The sequence below is a fragment of the Bradyrhizobium sp. 23 genome (assembly GCF_023073295.1).
Lineage (GTDB): Bacteria > Pseudomonadota > Alphaproteobacteria > Rhizobiales > Xanthobacteraceae > Bradyrhizobium > Bradyrhizobium canariense_D.
The window spans coordinates 588,191-605,984 of record NZ_JADPJF010000148.1 but is presented as its reverse complement, the minus strand read 5'-3'; the positions used below and the strand labels follow the sequence as shown (position 1 = coordinate 605,984).

16 protein-coding genes, 1 pseudogene and 1 riboswitch are annotated in these 17,794 nt (G+C 66.9%); of the genes and pseudogenes, 8 read left to right on the top strand and 9 right to left on the bottom strand.

Annotated features, from left to right (window positions below; genetic code table 11):
• Window positions 1–662 (top strand): cobalt-precorrin-6A reductase (locus IVB32_RS36245; RefSeq protein WP_247412937.1); only part of this gene is annotated, 662 nt, incomplete at its 5' end.
• On the opposite strand, the gene cobJ is transcribed toward IVB32_RS36245, so the two are convergent.
• Genes cobJ through IVB32_RS36210 form a run of 7 tightly spaced genes read right to left on the bottom strand, consistent with a single transcriptional unit; the run spans window position 638 to window position 8,569 of the window.
• Window positions 638–1,372: a precorrin-3B C(17)-methyltransferase gene (cobJ, locus tag IVB32_RS36240; RefSeq protein ID WP_018458664.1), complete on the bottom strand. Its 735-nt coding sequence runs from the start codon at window positions 1,370–1,372 to the stop codon at window positions 638–640. The genes IVB32_RS36245 and cobJ overlap by 25 nt on opposite strands.
• Entirely contained in the window at window positions 1,369–2,100 is a 732-nt protein-coding gene (locus IVB32_RS36235) for a precorrin-2 C(20)-methyltransferase (protein WP_026233633.1), read from the bottom strand. The genes cobJ and IVB32_RS36235 overlap by 4 nt, the downstream gene beginning before the upstream one ends.
• Window positions 2,101–2,102: 2 nt before the next feature.
• Window positions 2,103–2,732: a precorrin-8X methylmutase gene (locus tag IVB32_RS36230; protein WP_018458662.1), complete on the bottom strand. Its 630-nt coding sequence runs from the start codon at window positions 2,730–2,732 to the stop codon at window positions 2,103–2,105.
• Complete coding sequence (gene cobG, locus IVB32_RS36225; RefSeq protein ID WP_018458661.1) at window positions 2,732–3,895, bottom strand: precorrin-3B synthase; 1,164 nt, start codon at window positions 3,893–3,895, stop codon at window positions 2,732–2,734. The genes IVB32_RS36230 and cobG overlap by 1 nt, the downstream gene beginning before the upstream one ends.
• The gene (gene cobN, locus IVB32_RS36220; RefSeq protein ID WP_018458660.1) at window positions 3,892–7,140 is read right to left on the bottom strand and encodes a cobaltochelatase subunit CobN; all 3,249 of its coding nucleotides are present in this window, start codon (window positions 7,138–7,140) and stop codon (window positions 3,892–3,894) included. Before cobN ends, cobG begins: the two co-directional genes overlap by 4 nt.
• Window positions 7,140–8,189, bottom strand: coding sequence for a cobalamin biosynthesis protein CobW (gene cobW / locus IVB32_RS36215; RefSeq protein WP_018458659.1), 1,050 nt, complete (start codon window positions 8,187–8,189; stop codon window positions 7,140–7,142). The genes cobN and cobW overlap by 1 nt, the downstream gene beginning before the upstream one ends.
• Window positions 8,186–8,569 carry a DUF1636 domain-containing protein gene (locus IVB32_RS36210; protein ID WP_018458658.1) on the bottom strand — a complete coding sequence of 128 codons (384 nt, stop codon included), beginning with the start codon at window positions 8,567–8,569 and terminating at the stop codon, window positions 8,186–8,188. The genes cobW and IVB32_RS36210 overlap by 4 nt, the downstream gene beginning before the upstream one ends.
• Before the next feature lie 94 nt (window positions 8,570–8,663).
• Window positions 8,664–8,882: riboswitch (cobalamin riboswitch) on the bottom strand.
• 40 nt (window positions 8,883–8,922) lie between these two features.
• Here IVB32_RS36210 and cobO point away from each other — a divergent pair.
• Both cobO and IVB32_RS36200 read left to right on the top strand, forming a co-directional pair.
• Window positions 8,923–9,558, top strand: a complete 636-nt coding sequence (cobO, locus tag IVB32_RS36205; protein ID WP_247338640.1) for a cob(I)yrinic acid a,c-diamide adenosyltransferase — start codon at window positions 8,923–8,925, stop codon at window positions 9,556–9,558.
• A gap of 10 nt (window positions 9,559–9,568) precedes the next feature.
• Window positions 9,569–11,017 (top strand): cobyric acid synthase, encoded by a 1,449-nt coding sequence (locus IVB32_RS36200; protein ID WP_247412934.1) that lies wholly within the window; start codon window positions 9,569–9,571, stop codon window positions 11,015–11,017.
• On the opposite strand, the gene cobD is transcribed toward IVB32_RS36200, so the two are convergent.
• Both cobD and cbiB read right to left on the bottom strand, forming a co-directional pair.
• A complete protein-coding gene (cobD, locus tag IVB32_RS36195; protein ID WP_162496361.1) occupies window positions 11,006–11,968 on the bottom strand; it encodes a threonine-phosphate decarboxylase CobD in 963 nt (320 codons plus the stop codon). The genes IVB32_RS36200 and cobD overlap by 12 nt on opposite strands.
• 11 nt (window positions 11,969–11,979) lie before the next feature.
• Window positions 11,980–12,921, bottom strand: a complete 942-nt coding sequence (cbiB, locus tag IVB32_RS36190; protein WP_247404391.1) for an adenosylcobinamide-phosphate synthase CbiB — start codon at window positions 12,919–12,921, stop codon at window positions 11,980–11,982.
• A gap of 122 nt (window positions 12,922–13,043) precedes the next feature.
• Between cbiB and cobU the strand changes: the two genes are divergently transcribed.
• The 5 genes and pseudogenes from cobU to IVB32_RS36165 all read left to right on the top strand — a co-directional run.
• Window positions 13,044–13,547: a bifunctional adenosylcobinamide kinase/adenosylcobinamide-phosphate guanylyltransferase gene (gene cobU / locus IVB32_RS36185; RefSeq protein WP_018458653.1), complete on the top strand. Its 504-nt coding sequence runs from the start codon at window positions 13,044–13,046 to the stop codon at window positions 13,545–13,547.
• The gene (gene cobS, locus IVB32_RS36180) at window positions 13,544–14,326 is read left to right on the top strand and encodes an adenosylcobinamide-GDP ribazoletransferase (RefSeq protein ID WP_247412931.1); all 783 of its coding nucleotides are present in this window, start codon (window positions 13,544–13,546) and stop codon (window positions 14,324–14,326) included. Before cobU ends, cobS begins: the two co-directional genes overlap by 4 nt.
• 4 nt (window positions 14,327–14,330) lie before the next feature.
• Window positions 14,331–14,963 (top strand): 5,6-dimethylbenzimidazole synthase, encoded by a 633-nt coding sequence (gene bluB, locus IVB32_RS36175; protein WP_026233630.1) that lies wholly within the window; start codon window positions 14,331–14,333, stop codon window positions 14,961–14,963.
• A gap of 177 nt (window positions 14,964–15,140) precedes the next feature.
• Window positions 15,141–16,171: pseudogene (locus IVB32_RS42705) on the top strand (ABC transporter substrate-binding protein).
• Window positions 16,168–17,794: hybrid sensor histidine kinase/response regulator (locus IVB32_RS36165; protein WP_247412928.1), on the top strand; the 1,627-nt coding region annotated here is incomplete at its 3' end. The pseudogene IVB32_RS42705 and the gene IVB32_RS36165, both read left to right, overlap by 4 nt.

The window sequence follows — 17,794 nt, the reverse complement described above, 5'->3', positions numbered from 1 at the left end:
ATTCCTATGGCGGCCGCACCCGCGCGCCCGCCGGTCAGCCGTTGCCGACGCGGATCGGCGGTTTTGGCGGCGCAAGCGGACTTGTCGATTACATTGGTCGGGAACACATCACGCATGTAATCGACGCGACGCATCCCTTTGCCGCCGAGATGAGCCGCAATGCGGTCGCGGCATGTGCGGAAACCGGCACGCCGCTGATCGCTCTCGAGCGAGCGCCGTGGACCAAAGCGCCCGGCGACAACTGGATCGAAATACCTGATGTCGACGCCGCGGTCACCGCACTGCCTGAAGTGCCGGCAAATGTGTTCCTCGCCATCGGCCGCCAGCACATCGCGCCGTTCGCGACCAAGCCGCAGCACGCCTACACGCTGAGATTCGTCGATCCGCCCGATGCGCCGCTGCCCTTCGCCGCGGACGTCATCGTGTCGCGTGGGCCGTTTACGCTTGAGGGCGAACTGGAGATGCTGCGCGCGCGAGGCATCACCCGGATCGTCGCCCGCAATTCCGGCGGCGACGGCGCGCGCGCCAAGATCGACGCCGCCCGCAGGCTCGGCCTGCCCGTGATCATGATCTCGCGGCCGCAACTGCCGGAACGCTTGCGGGTCGAGAGCGTGGCCGAGATCATGCAGTGGCTCGGTCATCGGGCCTGCCTCGGCGCATAGACCCAGCGGCCGACGCGGCGTGTCTGCGAGTTGCCGACGATCACCAGCGTGCGCATGTCGGCCATCTCGGGCCGGGCTTCGTTCAGCCTGACGGTCTCGATCTTTTCGTCGGCGGCGCTGATCGCGCGCGCGAAAATCACAAGACGGTCGCCACAGCCGGCCTCGTTCAGCACCGCGAGCGCACGGCCAAATCCTTCCGGCCGGCTCGCCGAGCGCGGATTGTACATCGCGATGGCAAAATCGGCTTCCGCGGCGAGCCGCAGGCGCTTCTCGATCACCGCCCACGGCTTGAGATTATCGGAGAGATTGATCGCGCAGAAATCATGGCCGAGCGGTGCGCCGGCGCGCGCGGCAGCCGCCAGCATCGCAGTGACGCCGGGCAGCACGCGGATCGGCAGCTCCTGCCATTGCGGCGCCTGTTCGAGCGCCTCGAACACGGCGGACGCCATCGCGAAGACGCCGGGGTCGCCGGAGGACACGATGACGACTTGGCCGCCTTCGGCCGCGAGCCGCAGCGCCTCGCTCGCGCGCTGCAGCTCTTCGCGATTGTCGGAAGGATGCAAAGTGAGCCCTGCCCGCGCTGGCACGCGCGCGACATAGGGCGCGTAGCCCAGAATGTCGGTCGCGGCGGCAAGCGCGGCGGAGACCTCGGGCGTCACCAGCGCAGCGCTGCCCGGGCCGAGGCCAGCGATGGTCAGCGTGCCCGTCATTCGGCGGCGTCCGGATGCCGGCCCTTGCCGTGCACGAGCACGATCGCAAAATAGGGGCAGTCGGCGGCGTCGATCTCCGCAAGCCGCACCACGCGCTCGCCCGGCATGGTGCCGCGCTCGACCAGCCACGCATCGTCCAGCCGTCCGGCGGCAGCGAGCGCGCGGCGCACTTTCGCGAGATTGCGCCCAGTCTTCATGATCACGAGCGCATCGGAATCGCGCATGCGGCGTTCGAGCTCGTCCTCGGCGAGCGTGCCCATGAGCACCGTCGTCACGTCGTCGCCGAGCGCAATCGGCTGTCCCACGCCATTCCAGCAGCCGACCATGCCGGGAATGCCGGCGATCACCTCGATCTCGACGCGGCCCTGCAGGCGCATGTGCAGATGCATGAAGGAGCCGTAGAAGTAAGGATCGCCCTCGCAGAGCACGACGACGTCGACCGCGCGCGCCAGCCGCGCCAGTCGCTCCGCCCATTCGTCGTAGAAGCCGGCAAGCAACTGGACATATTCAGGCGTGTCGAAGGCGATCTCGGTCGTAACAGGATATTCCATCGGATATTCGGTGACGTCGGCAGCCAGCATGCCCTCGACGATGCGGCGCGCCTGGCCGGGCCGGCCCTTTTTGCGGAAATAGGCGACATGCCTCGCGCCGCGCACCGTGCGATCGGCGCGCACGCTCATCATATCAGGGTCACCGGGGCCGAGACCGCAGCAGATGATGCGTCCCATCGCTATTCGCTCCGGCTCGCCAGCGCGTTCACGGCGGCGACCGTGATCGCGGAACCGCCAAGGCGGCCCTCGACCGTCAGCGCCGGCACCGGGGAAACGGCCATCAGCGCAGCCTTGGATTCGGCCGCGCCGACGAAGCCGACCGGACAGCCGATGATTGCCGCGGGCCGTGGGCAGTCCCGGTCCTCCAGCATGTTGAGGAGATGGAACAGCGCGGTCGGCGCATTGCCGATCGCCACGATCGCGCCGTCGAGATGCGGCCGCCACAGCTCCAGGGCCGCGGCCGAACGGGTGTTGCGCATGGACTGCGCGAGCGCGGGAACGGTCTCGTCGCCCAGCGTGCAGATGACGGCGTTGGCGGCGGGAAGCCGCGCCCGCGTAATTCCTTCAGAGACCATGCGCGCGTCGCACAGGATCGGTGCGCCCTTCTGCAAGGCCGCGCGTGCGGCGACCGCCATGCCTGATGTGAAGCGGATATGCGCTTCGAGGCCCACCATGCCGGCGGCATGGATCATCCGCACCACCACCTGCTCCTCGTCCGGCGTGAAGCGCGCAAGATCGGCTTCGGCCCGGATGGTGGCAAAGGACTGCCGGTAGATCGCAGCGCCGTCGGTCTCGTACGTGTGCGGCATCAGTGCCCTCCCATCAGGATGGAGGGATCTTTGACGATGTCGTCGCGATTCAGCCCGCGCAGGATGGGCTCATCGCGCGTCGACCCGGCGCGCACGAGATCGAAGCCTGCGCCGGTCGCGACCAGAGTGATGGCGGCGGGACCAGAATGGGCGCAGCCCTTGGCACAGCCGGAGACGTGTAGCCGTGCGGCCGCGCCGATGTTCGGCGCCAGGGCCGCGGCAAGGCCACGGGTATCGGCATGCGCCTCGCGACAGCGTGGCGCACCGCTACAGGCGATGACGCGCAGCGCAGGGTCGTAGGCCTCGGTGATCAGGCCGGTCGCGTTCGGCATCACGCGCTTGGCTTCGCTCAAAACCATCCGCCACGGCGTCATGCGCAGCGCATGTCCGCAACCGGCGAACTGGTTGAGCGTTGCATGCGCCATCTGTCCGAAGGCGACCCCGACCATCGCACCTTGCGCATAGAGGCCGGGACGCGCCGCGGCCATGATCGGCGCCGGCTCGGCCTCGCCGCGCAATGCCGCCGGCAAGATTGCACCGGCTGCAAGATGCGCCGCCATCCGCCCTCGCCCGCCTCTCGCGCCGCCGGAGGTCACGAACCAGCCGGCGAATGCGAGCGCGGTGGTCACGGCCTCGCCACGTGGGACCGAGCGGCCGAGTTTGTCGCCATCAGCCCGTACCAGCAGTCCGCCGGAACCATCGCGCTCGATCCGCACGTCGGCGGAATCGCCCGCAAGCACGCGTGAGGTGCCGTCGTCGATGGCGAAGCCGAACTTGGTTGGAAGTTCGAGCTGGCTGTCGGCGAGCGCCTCCTCGAGCTCGGCGGCGAGCGATTGGGTCTCGTCCCCGCTACGCCAGAACGGCGTCACAAGAATGTTGCGACGGGATTCGGTCTCCGCATCCGGGTCGAGCAGCGCCAGTTGGGAAAGGCCATCGAGCAGCAGCCTGTGGCTGGTCTCGTTGACGCCCCTGATCTGGAGATTGGCCCGGCTGGTCACGTCGATCAGGCCATTGCCATGGCGTTCGGCGAGATGAGCCAGTCCGGAGATCTGCGCCGCGTCGAGCCGTCCGCCGAACGGACGCACGCGGGCCACCAGCCCGTCGCCCGATTGCATCGGGCGCAGCGCGCCGGGACACCAGCCCTTGACCACGGAAGCACTCATGAGGCCTCCCGCAGCGCAGCCGCAATCGAGTTGCGGCGCGTTCGCCAGAGCGAGGCTTCATGCAGGCGCGTGAAACACGTTTCCATCGCGGCGAGTGCCGCCGGATTTTCGCGGGCCATGAAGGCGTGGACGTCGTCATGGCCGAGCGTCGCATCGTAGTAGAGGTCGAACAGATGCGGCGGCACGGCGCCGGCCAGATGCGCGAAGGCGGCCATGTGCTCGAGCGTCGCGGTGATCTCGGCCGCCCCGCGAAAACCGTGGCGCATCATGCCCGCGATCCAGGCCGGGTTGGCCGCGCGCGCGCGGACGACACGGGAGATTTCCTCGGTCAGCGTACGCGCATGCGGCTGCTCGGGGCGCGTCGCATCGAGATGATAGAGCGATGGTCCCGCCGCGCCGAGATGGGCCGCGGCAGCCGCAATGCCGGCCTCATGCGCGGCATAGTCGGCCGCGAGCAGAAGATCGGTTTCCGGCAAATCCTGCATGTGAACAAAAGCATCGGCCGATACGATCCGCTTCTCGATACCGGCACGATCGAGCTTGATTTCGCCATCGGCCGAGAACGCCCATGACGATGCCGAGAGCCACGCTTCGCCGGCGGCTTCGCGCGTCTCGGGCGTGAAGGCGTCCGGGATTGCCGAGAGACCCACGCCGTATTGTCCGGGACGCGGCGCGAACACGCGCGATGTGCGATGGCGATATGGATTTTCGTCGCCCTCGTCCTCGCGGACCGACAGCGCCGCGGCTGCCGCCTCGAACAATTGCGCAAGGCCTGAGAAGACGTCGCGGAACAGGCCCGAGACGCGCAGCGTGACGTCGATGCGGGGCCGGCCAAGCTCCGCAGGCGCGATGATGTCGTAGCCGGTCACACGGCCGGAAGCATGATCCCAGCGCGGTGCGAGGCCAGCCAGATGCAGCGCCATGGCAAACTCTTCGCCCGCGGTGCGCATCGTCGCCGAGCCCCAGAGATCGACGACAAGGCCCTTTGGCCAGTCGCCATGATCCTGCAAATGACGACGTAGCAGTTCTTCGGCGAGCTTGATGCCTTGCACGTGCGCCGACGGCGTCGGCACCGCGCGTGGATCGACGGCAAAGAGATTGCGACCCGTCGGCAGCACGTCCTGACGGCCGCGATAGGGTGAGCCTGACGGCCCCGGCGCGACGCGCCGGCCCGCAAGCGCGGCCCGCAAAGCGTCGCGTTCCGCGTCGCCGCAGGCGCCGCGGCCGAACACGTGCAGGCCGTCGCCGAACTGGCTTTCCTTGAGATCGCAAACGAAACGGTCGATCCGCGGGATCGCTTCGGCCGGCGCGGCCGCTGCATCGAGGCCAAGATCGTCTTCGAGGCCGGCCGCGCGTGCCTCATCGCGGATCGCGGCGATCAGACGCTGGCGGCGGGCGGGATCGAGGCCATCGGCCGTCGAGTACTCGTCGAGGAGCTGTTCGAGCCTGCGCAGCCCGTCCGGCACCGCTGATGCGGCGAGTTGCGGCGGCAGATGGCCGATCGTGACGGCACCCAGGCGCCGCTTGGCCTGCGCGGCCTCGCCGGGATCGTTGACGATGAAGGGATAGATGACGGGCAAATCGCCGACCAGGGCTTCCGGCCAGCACGCCTGCGACAGCGCCACGGATTTTCCGGGCAGCCATTCCAGCGTGCCGTGCGCGCCCATGTGCACGACGGCATCACAGCCCTGCTCGCGGAGCCAGAGATAGAACGCGACATAGGCATGGCGCGGCGTGCGGGCGAGATCGTGATAGTCGGCATCGCGCGCGGTCGCATCGCCACGCTCCGGCTGAACCGCGATGATCGACCGGCCGCATTGAATCGCAGCGAAATGGAACGCGCCGTCGCGACAACCCGGATCGGTCTCCAGCGCGCCCCAGGCTTGCGCGAGATCATCCTGCAACACTTGCGGAAGGCGCGACAGTGCAGCACGGTAATCGGCGACGCTCCAGCTCAAGGTCTGCTTGAGCAGCGTCTCACCGAGCGCATGGACCGGATCGAGATCGAAGCCGGCCTCCGCGAGATCGGACACCAGGGCCTCGACCGACGCCAGCGCATCGAGACCCACCGCGTGCGCGATCTGATGCGGACGGCCCGGATAGTTGGAGAGCACGAGTGCCATCCGCTTGTCAGCGGCCGGCGTCTCCGCAAGACGCCGCCAGGCCGCAACGCGCGCGGCCACGGCCTTCACGCGCTCCTCGTCGGGCTTGTGTGCCAGATGCGAAAATTGCAAATCGGGATCGCGCATCGCGGCAGACTTGAAGCTCACCACGCCCGCGAACAGGCGGCCGTCGACCTCGGGCAGCACCACATGCATCGCGAGGTCGCCGGGCGACAGGCCGCGGAGCGAGCTCGCCCAGTCCTCGCGGCGGGCCGTGGAGAGCGCGACCTGGAACACGGGGCAGGATGCGGCATCGAACGGCGTCGTGCCGTCGTCGCCCATCGCCGAGAACGCCGTCGCATTGACGATCGCGGCCGGAGGATTTTGCGCAAGATGCACCCGCAACCAATCCGCGACCCCCGCGGCTTTCAGCGAGGTGACGAACACACCAAACACGTCGAATCCCTTCTCGCGCAATGCGGCGATCAGGGCATCGACCGGGCCGGTGTCGGCAGCGGTGAGATAGGAGCGATAGAAGGTCACGAGCGCGCGCGGCCTGCCCTCACCCGACGTCGGCGCGGCGACGACGCCGCGCGCGGGGTCGTAAAAGCCCATCTCGGGCACTGTCATCTCGCCGATAACTGGCCCCGCATAGAGTCCGGAGGCCAGCGCAAGCTGCGCGATCGCGGCTTGCGCCGCGACGGGGCCGCCGGTGTCGCAGAGCACCTTGAGCCGCCGCAACGTCGAGACCGGCAGGGTCGAATACGCGTCCAGCCGCGTATCGTCGCGGCCGTCGGCCGGCAGCACGGCCAGCACGATGCCGCGCTCCTTCGCCAGCTGCTGCAGGGCCGCGAGCCCATACGGCCAATAGGATTCCCCGCCGATCAAACGCACGAGAATGCCGCGCGCGTGCGCAAGCGTGCGTTCGACATAGGTGTCGACCGAGAGCGGATGACGAAGTTCTGCGAGATTGACGAGCCGCAGCGACGGCAGGCTGTCGCGGCCACGGCGCCAGCCGGCCGCGAACGCGGCAAGATCGGAATCCGAATACGAGAGCACCACGAGATCGGCCGGGTCCTGGCCAATGTCCCTTGGTATCGCGGTCTCCTCGAGACCGCGGCTCTCGCGGAAGACGACGTGCATCAGATACCGGATCCTGAAAGACCGAGTCCCGCCTTGATCGCGGCCTCGTCGATATCGCCGTGCTCGCCGATCACGACCAGCTTTGACTGCCTCGCGCCCGCGCCCCAGGGCTTGTCGAACTGGTGGCGCACGCGCTCGCCCACCGCTTGCAGCAAGAGGCGCATCGGCTTGCCTTGCACCGCGATGTAACCCTTGACGCGCAGCACATTCTGCTCGCGCGCCAGACGCTGAACGGATGCAACCAGCGCTTCGATATCGGTGACCTCAGGAAGATCGATCACGACGGACGCAAAATCGTCGTGCTCGTGATCCTCTTCGCCGTCGTGATGCGAGGGACGCGCGGCGAGATCGTTCTCGGCGGCAGCACCGAGGCCGAGGATGAGGCGCGCGTCGATCGCGCCGTCGGTGATCGCCAGCATCGGCACGCGGCGCGACATCTCGGCGGTGATCGCCGCCTTGGCTGCTTCGAGGCCTGCCGCGCCCGCAAGATCGGCCTTGGTCAGCAGCACGATGTCGGCGCAGGCGATCTGGTCTTCGAACACTTCGGACAGCGGCGTCTCATGGTCGAGATTGCCGTCCGCCGCGCGCTGCGCTTCGACGGCGTCAGGGTCGGGCGCAAAACGGCCGGCGGCGACAGCTTCGGCGTCGGCCAGCGCGATCACGCCGTCGACCGTGATGCGCGAACGGATCTCCGGCCAATCGAACGCCTTGAGCAACGGCTTGGGCAGCGCCAGGCCCGAGGTCTCGATCAGGATGTGATCGGGCTTGACGGCCCGCGACAGCAGCTTCTCCATGGTCGGAATAAAATCGTCGGCGACGGTGCAGCAGATGCAGCCATTGGCGAGCTCGATGATGTTCTCTTCCGGGCAATTCGCATCGGCGCAGGATTTCAGAATCTCGCCATCGACGCCCTCGCTGCCGAACTCGTTGACGAGCACCGCGAGCTTCTTGCCATTGGCATTGGCAAGCAGATGCTGGATCAGCGTGGTCTTGCCGGAGCCGAGAAAGCCCGTGACGACCGTGACCGGGACTTTTGCGAGCGAATTCATTCGGCGGCCTCCGGCACGACGGCCAAGGGGGAAATGGGGGGAATGCGGGCAAGCGATTGCTTGCGGAATATCTCCGGGCGGCTGCGCCAGGGCACGAGGCCGTCGGGCGCGGCCGCATAGGCCGCGGCGCCCGCGACCACATCGCTCGCATTCGCATCCGACAGACGGCCATAGACATAGGACCAGCGGCCGGGCGCGCTGAGCGCGACGGAGCAACCCTGGTTGCATGCAGACAGGCATTCGACGGGAACCACGCTGACGCCGTCGGGCACGCCGGCCTCGAGGATCGCGCCATGCAGGCGCTTGCCGGGCGTCGTCTCGCCTTCGCCAAGTGTCTCGCCGGCGCGGCAGGTAATGCAGACATGAAGTGTGACGGTCATCGCTTCTTCCAGAATAAACAGCGGGAAGCGATGAGGCCCACGAACCGTTCTTGCGAAGGCCCGTTTCCCCGTCGCGGAACACCCCGTCCGCCGGTCCAAAATCGTCCGCGTTGGCAGGTCTCCCGGCTTGCGGAGCAGGGTTTCCCCTTCGATCCCCGCCTTCCCGATCCCCAGGGGATCAGTGGCTTCGGGCATCTCTCCGGTCACGGTCGCGGGGGCGGCTGCATTTTGGAACCAAATCTTGCCGATTCGGACCCTATCGCATTCCCTCTTCGCCTGTCGTAGGACAGGAACCAACGCCGGGCCACCATTTGCCCCCGACCGCCTCTTGTCAAGCCGAAGGACCCCGTCCGATGACGCCCGAACCGGATACCCAGACGGCCGACGAAACCGACGCCCGCCACGCCTCGAAAATGGCGAAGAAGAAGGTCGCCCGCGACAAGATCATGGCGACCAAGAGCGGCGAAAAGGGCCTGATCATCGTCCACACCGGGGCCGGCAAGGGCAAGTCCTCTTCGGCCTTCGGCATGATCGTCCGCTGCGTCGCCCATGGCTTCCCCTGCGCGGTCGTGCAGTTCATCAAGGGCGCCTGGGACACCGGTGAGCGCCGCATGCTGACCGGCCATTTCGGCGACCTATGCCAATTCCACGCCATGGGCGAGGGTTTTACCTGGGAGACGCAGGACCGCGCCCGCGACATCGCCGCCGCGCGCGCCGGCTGGGAGAAGGCCAAGGAGCTGATCCTCGACCAGAATCTCCGCATGGTCGTGCTCGACGAGATCAACATCGCGCTGCGCTACGACTATCTTGACATCGCGGAGGTCGTCGAATTCCTCACGACGCAGAAGCCGCCGATGACGCATGTCGTGCTCACCGGCCGCAACGCCAAGGACGAGCTGATCGAGATCGCCGATCTCGTCACCGAGATGACGCTGGTCAAGCATCCCTTCCGCTCGGGCATCAAGGCGCAAGCCGGCGTCGAGTTCTAAGAAACTCGCGATGGCGCGCGCATTGATGATCCAGGGAGCCGGCTCGGACGTGGGCAAGTCGCTCATCGTTGCCGGCCTCGCACGCGCCTTTGTGCGACGCGGCCTGCGCGTGGTCCCGTTCAAGCCGCAGAACATGTCGAACAATGCAGCCGTCACCGTTGACGGCGGCGAGATCGGCCGCGCCCAGGCACTCCAGGCGCTCGCCGCCGGCGTCGAGCCGCACACCGACATGAACCCGGTGCTGCTCAAGCCCGAGACCGATGTCGGCGCGCAGGTGATCGTGCAAGGAAAACGCATCGCGACCGCGCGTGCGCGTGAATATGCGGCGATGAAACCGTCATTGATGGGCGCCGTGCTGGAGAGCTTCGAGCGGCTGAAGGCGCGCGCCGATCTCGTTCTGGTGGAGGGTGCCGGCAGCCCGGCCGAAGTGAACCTGCGCAAGGCCGACATCGCCAATATGGGTTTTGCGCGCAAGGCCGATGTGCCGGTCGTGCTGGTTGGCGACATCGACCGCGGCGGGGTCATCGCGCAACTCGTCGGCATCAAGACGGTGATCGACCCGGACGATGCCGCGATGATCCAGGGATTTGTCATCAACAAGTTCCGCGGCGATCCCACATTGTTCGATGACGGCTACAGACTGATCGAAGAAAAGACCGCATGGCGCGGCCTCGGCGTGCTGCCCTGGTTCGCGCGCGCCGGCGAGCTGCCGGCCGAGGATGCGCTGGGCCTGAGCGATGCGCGCAAACCGGGTCAATGCAAGATCGCCTGTCTCGCGCTGTCGCGAATCGCCAATTTCGACGATCTCGATCCGCTCAAGCTCGAGCCCGGCGTCGATCTCGTGATGGTGCGGCCGGGCGAGGCCATTCCCGGCGACGTGCGCCTCGTCATCATTCCCGGCTCGAAATCCACCCGCGGCGACCTCGCCTTTCTGCGCGCGCAGGGCTGGGACATCGATCTCCTGGCGCAGTACCGCAGAGGCGGCCATGTGCTCGGCCTCTGCGGCGGCTATCAGATGCTCGGACGCAGCGTCGCTGATCCCGAGGGGATCGAGGGCCCCGCCGGCGACACACCGGGTCTCGGACTTCTGGATGTGGAAACGGTGATGAGCTCGGAGAAGACGTTGACACGCGTCGCAGCGCTGCATGCCGCCACCAATCAGCCGATCGAGGCTTATGAAATCCACATCGGCCGCACTGATGGGCCGGATCGCGCGCGGCCATTCGCAAGGCTGAATGGCGAACCGGAAGGCGCGATCTCGCGCAACGGACGCGTGCAGGGCAGCTATCTGCACGGCCTGTTCACGTCGGATGATTTCCGCAAGGCCTTTTTGGCGAAGCTCGACATTCCCGCCGGCGACGAGCCCTATCACGCAAGGGTCGAGAGCGCGCTCGATGCGCTCGCCGATCACATCGAAGCCCATCTCGATGTCGACGGCCTGCTCGCCCTAGCGCGCTAGAGTCTCGGCCAGGCGGGTCCATTCGGATTCGCTGCCCGGAAGCCCGAGGCGCAGCCATGTCGGCTCTCGCGCGAACACGCGAGACCAGATATGGCGACGCGCCAGCTTCTCCTGCGCGGCAGGCGCGTCAGGCGTCTCGTAGAGACGAAACAGCTGCGTCCCGCCGACGAGCGTCCAGCCTTGCGACTGCACCATGCCGTCGAGGCGAACGCAGTCTCGCGCGAGCCGCGCGGACGTGGCCTCGGCCCAGGCATCGTCACGCAGAGCGCGACAGCCGATCGCGATCGCCGCTCCCGAGACCGGCCAAGGTCCCGATATCGCCGCGACCCTGGCGATGTCGGACGAATTGCCGAGCGCGAAGCCTAGCCGCAGGCCGGCAAGGCCATAGAACTTTCCGAAGGAGCGCAGGATCAGCAGCCCCGGCCGGTCCCCGGATGCAAGCGATAGCTGCGGGGCTACATCGGCGAAACTCTCGTCGACGACGAGACGACCGACGCGCGGCAGCAGCGTCAGCAAATCCCTTGGTGGGTGGCATCGGCCGTCGGGATTGTTGGGATTGACGACTATGGCGAGGTCCGCGCCCGCCAATGCGTCGAAGTCCCCGACCTCCTGGACCTCCCAGCCCGCGGCCGAGAGGACCCCGGCATATTCGTTGTAGGTCGGGGCGAGGATGCGCGCGCGGCCGGGTGGCGCAAGTTGCGGCAGCAGTTGAATCGCCGCCTGTGCGCCGCCGAGCGCGACAACCGCCGCGCTCGTGCGGTAAGCGTGCCGCGCCGCTTGATGCAGCGCCTCGATCTCGGCGCGCGACGGCAACGCGCTCCACGCGCGCGAACTCACCTCGCCCACGGGATAAGGCAGGCGGTTGATACCGGTCGACAGATCGATCCAGTCCTCCGCGCGACCGCCGAAGCGCTGTTGGGCCTGATCGAGATTTCCACCGTGCTCGCGCATGCGCTGTTCTTTCACGCGAAGGCCAAGATCGCAAGGATGCCGGCGAGCAGCAGCATGGTGCGGCGGTAAACCGTCAAGCCTCGATCGATGTCGGCGGCAAGCGGATCGCGCGCAGCTTCATTCAGCCATGGCTCGTTCGTGATGCTGCCGTGATAGATCCGCGGACCGCTGAGCCGCACACTAAGCGCGCCCGCCATGGCCGCTTCCGGCCAGCCGGCATTGGGCGAACGGTGACGGCGTGCATCCCGCGTCATGCACGACAGCGCCTCTGATCGCCGTGGCGCCAGCAGCACGAACAGAAGTCCGGTCAGCCGCGCCGGAATGAAATTGGCGACATCGTCGATGCGCGCCGCGGCCCAGCCGAAGGCTTCGTGGCGTTCAGAGCGATGGCCGATCATGGAGTCCAGCGTGTTGATCGCCTTGTAGCCCAAAATGCCGGGCAGACCGAACAGCGCGCCCCAGAACACCGGTGCGACGATGCCGTCGGACGCATTCTCGGCGAGGCTCTCGATCGCAGCGCGCGCGATCCCGGCCTCGTCAAGCGCGGCGGGATCGCGGCCGACGATGCGCGAGACCGCCTCGCGTGCGGCGGCGATATCACCGGCCCGCGTGGGATTTGCGACGGCAACAACGTGGTCGTGCAACGAGCGCAAGGCGATCAGCGGCCAGGCCAGAACCCCGACCAGCACGAGCTGGATCAATCCCAAGGGAAGCAGAGACTGCAGCACCCAGCCGAGCGCGACAGCGAGCGCGATCACGACGAGTGCTCCGGCAAGACCCGCGGCGCGGCGAAATGCCGGCGGATCGGACGGTCGATTCCACGAGGTGTCGATGGCAGAGATCAGCCCGCCCAGCCAGGTGACGGGATGGCCGATCCGCGCGAACAACCACGACGGCCAGCCCAACAGGGCATCCACCACCATCGCCACCGCCATCGCACCCGCAAAACCCACACCCGCCTCCTGTCCCGCCCCTGTTGCGCAAACGACGGCCGGAGCGCAAGCCCCCGATTGGCGGATTTCGGCTTTGTTTTTGGCCTCGTTTGGTGATTAGTGCTGGCCGACAGGAGATTTTTATGGCCGTCATCTTGATCACGGGCGGAGCGCGATCGGGCAAGAGCGCCCATGCGGAAAAACGCGCACGCAGCTTTCCGGGCCGCCCCGTCTATATCGCGACGGCCGAGGCGCTCGATGCGGAAATGGAAGCACGCATCGAAAAGCATCGCAGACGCCGCTCAACCGATTGGATCGAGCGGGAGGTACCGCTCGATCTTCTGCAGGCGCTGATCGAGACCGATGGCGGCGGGCCTAGACTGGTGGACTGCCTGACCCTGTGGCTCTCCAACATGATGCTTGCGCAGCGCAACTGGGATCACGAAGTCATGAAGCTCGCCCTCTTCCTGCGCGGCCAGAAGAGCCCCGTCGTCTTCGTCACCAACGAAGTCGGCCTCGGCATCGTCCCCGACAATGCGCTGGCGCGGAGCTTCCGCGACGCCGCCGGCTTCATGAACCAGGCCATCGCCGCCGTTGCGGACGAGGCCGAGTTCGTCGTCGCCGGCCTGCCGATGAAACTGAAATGATGCCGCGCGACCAATTTTTGCGAGACGTCATCGCCGATCTCAGGATGGCGGCATCGTTAGTGACAATCCTCCCCGTCGCATTGTCGAAGCCCGCAGCTGACGGCGCCGTCGCACGCGCGACCTGGGCTCTTCCAGTCGCGGGACTGCTGGTCGGCCTTGCCGGCGCCTTGGTCTACAAGGTCGCGAGCCTGTTGGGTCTGTCGCCGAACCTTGCCGCCCTGCTCGCGCTGGCCGCGACCGCCCTCGTCACCGGCGCGCTGCACGAGGACGGCCTTGCCGATACCGCCGACGGGCTCGGCGGCGGCCGCACCCGCGAGCGCAAGCTCGAGATCATGCGCGACAGCCGGATCGGCACCTATGGCGTCTGCGCGCTGATCCTGTCGTTCGGCCTGCGCTGGAGCGCGCTCGCGACGATCGCCAATCCGTGGGCCGTCGCGCTCGCACTGTGCGCTGCGCACACTGCGGCCCGCGCGGGCTTGCCGGCCTTCATGTCGCAGGTCGCGCCTGCGCGACCTGACGGCCTGTCGGCGAGCGCCGGATCACCGCCGAGTCGAAGCGTTGCGATCGCATTCGCTGTTGGAATCCTCGCGCTCGTGCTCGCGCTTGGGCCGGGCAAGGCGCTGGTGAGCCTGATCCTGCTCGCCCTCTCCGGCCTGATGCTGGCGCGACTTGCCATCCGCCAGATCGGCGGGCAGACCGGCGACATCCTTGGCGCGTTCGAGCAGACCGGCGAGATCCTGATCCTGCTGGTTGCCGCAGCTGTCCAGATCGGAGGCTGACGTGATGGTCGAGTTCGACGACACCTTTCGCCAGCACTTGCGCGAGCTGTTCGTGTGGCGCCGCGACGTGCGCCGCTTTCGCGCCGATCCGTTGCCGGACGGCGCCATCGATCGCCTGATCGAGACGGCCTGTCTCTCGCCCTCGGTCGGCCTCAGCCAGCCCTGGCGCTTCGTCATCGTCGATGACGCCGCACGGCGTCGCGCCGTGATCGACGACTTCAAAGCGTGCAACGCGGACGCGCTGAATTCCTATGCCGGTGAGCGCGCAGCACGCTATGCAACGCTGAAACTGTCGGGTCTCGAACAGGCCCCCGGCCACCTCGCCGTGTTCGCGGACAAGGCCAGCGACACCGGTCACGGCCTCGGCCGCGCGACGATGCCGGAGACGACGGAATATTCCGTGGTTGCGGCGATCACCGCGATGTGGCTGGCCGCGCGCGCCGAGGGCATCGGGCTTGGCTGGGTATCGATCCTCCATCCGGATCGCATCCACGCCATTCTCGACGTGCCCGACACCTGGAAATTCATCGCCTATCTCTGTATCGGCTATCCGGAAGTCGAATGCGACCGGCCCGAGCTGGAACAGGCGAAGTGGGAGCAGCGGCGGGGGGCAGAGGAATTCACGCTGCAGCGTTAATCAGGCCACGCCGGAGATCCATCTTCTGTGTTGCGAGCGACTGCCGACGTAGGAATACGGTATCGGACTGCCAAACGCTGCGAATGAGCAGTCACAAACGCATTTTTTCGTCAATTGTGGATGCCGGCCGTTCGCGCTAAGCATGCGCCTGGGGCTAGCCACCATGCAAAGAATGTCATGACCGAACGGCCTTCCGCTCTCGCGGTCGATCGCCGCGGGTTCATTCGCCTTGCCAGCACGACCGCCGCGGGGTGGCTGGCGCTCGGCGCAACATCTGATCGCGTACGGGTCGTGGGATCGCTGACGGCATTGCCGCTCGACGACGAACTGACCAGAAGGAGCATGATCGACAGCCCGACCTCCCGCCTGGGTGGCCTCATCGTGGGCTTGAGGCAGCGAGGCTGGGTCGAAGGCGTCAATTTCCGCCTTGAGCTCCGTTCGACCTTCGGCGCGCCGGATAGACTGAAGACCGCGGTTCAGGAATTGCTGGCGCTCAAGCCGGATGTGATCCTGACCGGCTCGACGATAGAAACCGCAGCAGTCCTGGAAGCCACCAAAACCATTCCGATCGTATTCGCGACGGCCAACGATCCCGTCGGCAATGGCTTCGTCGAAAGCCTCGCCCATCCCGGCGGCAACGTGACCGGCTTCACCAACAGCAGCGCCGAGATGGGCGGCAAATGGCTTCAGCTCATCCGGGAGGCCGTGCCGGATCTTGCGCGCGTCGGTATCCTGTACAACCCGGCGACCACTCCTCGCGGCGGCCGTTCCTTCCTCGATTCCATCGAGCAAGAGGCAGCACTGGCCGGCGTGTCCGTGATCCCCGCCCCCGTCAGCGCGCCAACGGAGATCGACGAAGCCGTCAGGCCCTTTTCCGCTCCCCCAAGGCGGCAATGATTGCGCTGGTCGACAGCTTCCTGGTGGTCCACCGGCAGGCGGCGGTGGCGGCGGCGGCCAAATATCGCGTCCCTGCGATTTACCCGTTCTATTATTTCATGGATGCGGGCGGGCTGATGAGCTACGGGCCGACGCTCGAAGTGCGCTCGGCCGACTATGTCGATCTCATCCTGCGCGGCACCAAGGCCGGAGATCTGCCGGTGCAATCGCCGCGAAAATACGAGCTCCTGATCAACCGCACGGTCGCTCGCACGCTGGATTTGACGATACCATTCACACTGCTCGCGCGCGCCGACGAGATTCGCGAGTGAACGAGACGATCGATCAGGGAGATTTGCGGCCACCTCCCGGCCGGCTGTTCCGCAAATACCTCTACTCGATCGTCGCGCTCGCTTTTGCCGCGCTCGCCATCAACACCGGCTTCGACGTCTGGTTCTCCTATCGCGAGCAGAAGCAACTCCTGGCGGCGACCCAGCGCGAGCAGGCAGCAAGCGCCGCCGTCCAGATCGGCCAGTTCATTGGCCAGATCGAAAACCAGATCAGATGGCTCTCGCGCCTGCCCCCGGAGCTGTCCACGAACGAGGACCAGCGCCTGAACGCCATCCGCCTCCTGCGCCTCTCGCCTGCGATTGCGGACATCGCCGAGCTCGACGCCCAAGGCCGCGAGCAGGTGCGCGTGTCGCGCCGTGTCGCGGACAGGATCGGCAGCAAGACCGACCTCTCCGCCTCGCAGGCCTTCCGCGGCGCCAACGAAAGCCGCGCATATTACGGGCCGGTCTACTTCCTCGGCGACACCGAGCCGTTCATGACACTCGCCACGCGCGGAACGGGCCTGGCGCCGGATGTGATTGTCGCCGAGGTCAATCTTCGCTTCATCTGGGACCTCGTCGCCGGAATCAGGGTCGGCAACACCGGCAAGGCCTATGTGGTCGATCGCATGGGTATCCTGATCGCGCATCCCGATTTGTGGCGGGCGCTGCGCCGCAGCGATCTCTCCGGCCATCCCGACGTCCGAGCCGCGCTCGATGGCATCGGGCCGCCCTCCGGCGGCCTGGTCAAGGAGGATCTGTCCGGTCAACGCGTGCTGTCGACCTATGCGACGGTCCCCTCGTTGGGCTGGCTGGTGTTCGTCGAGCTGCCGCTCACCGAGGCCTATGCGCCGATCTATGCGTCGATCGGGCGCTCGACTTTTCTCCTGGTCATCCTGCTGGCATGTGCGGTGCTGGTCTCTCTCTTTCTGAGCCGGCGCATGACCGTGCCGATCCAGATCCTGACGCAGGGCGCGCGGCGGATCGGCAGCGGCGACCTCAGCCTGCGGCTCGCGATCAAGACCGGCGACGAGCTGGAGGCGCTCGGCGATCAATTCAACCGGATGGCCGCTCACTTGCGCGAATCCTATGCGACGCTCGAGCGCAAGGTGATCGAGCGCACCTCCGAACTGGAAAAGACCCGCGACCAGGCCCTTGCCGAGCACGATGCCGCCGAGCGTGCGCGCAGCGCGGCGGTTGCGGCCAACGAGACCAAATCGCGCTTTCTCGCGGTCGTCAGCCACGAGCTGCGCACGCCGCTGAACGGCGTCATGGGCGTGCTGCAACTGCTCGACGACGGCAGTCTCGGCGAAGCGCAGCGGCGCCACCTCACGACCGCGGCCGCGTCGGGCGAAACGCTGATCGCGCTGGTCGACGGCATCCTCGAATATGCGCGCCTGGAGGCCAGCGCCGAGACTCTGGAGACCCGCGATTTCCGCCTCGACCAGCTCATCGAGACGGCCGCCGATCTGATGCGTCCGCAGGCCTCTGACAAGGGCCTGACTTTCGATCTCGCCTGCGATGCGACGGTCAATACCTCCATGCACGGCGATCCGGTGCGGCTCAATCGCATCCTGCTCAATCTGATCGGCAACGCGATCAAGTTCACCCCGCGCGGCGGCATCG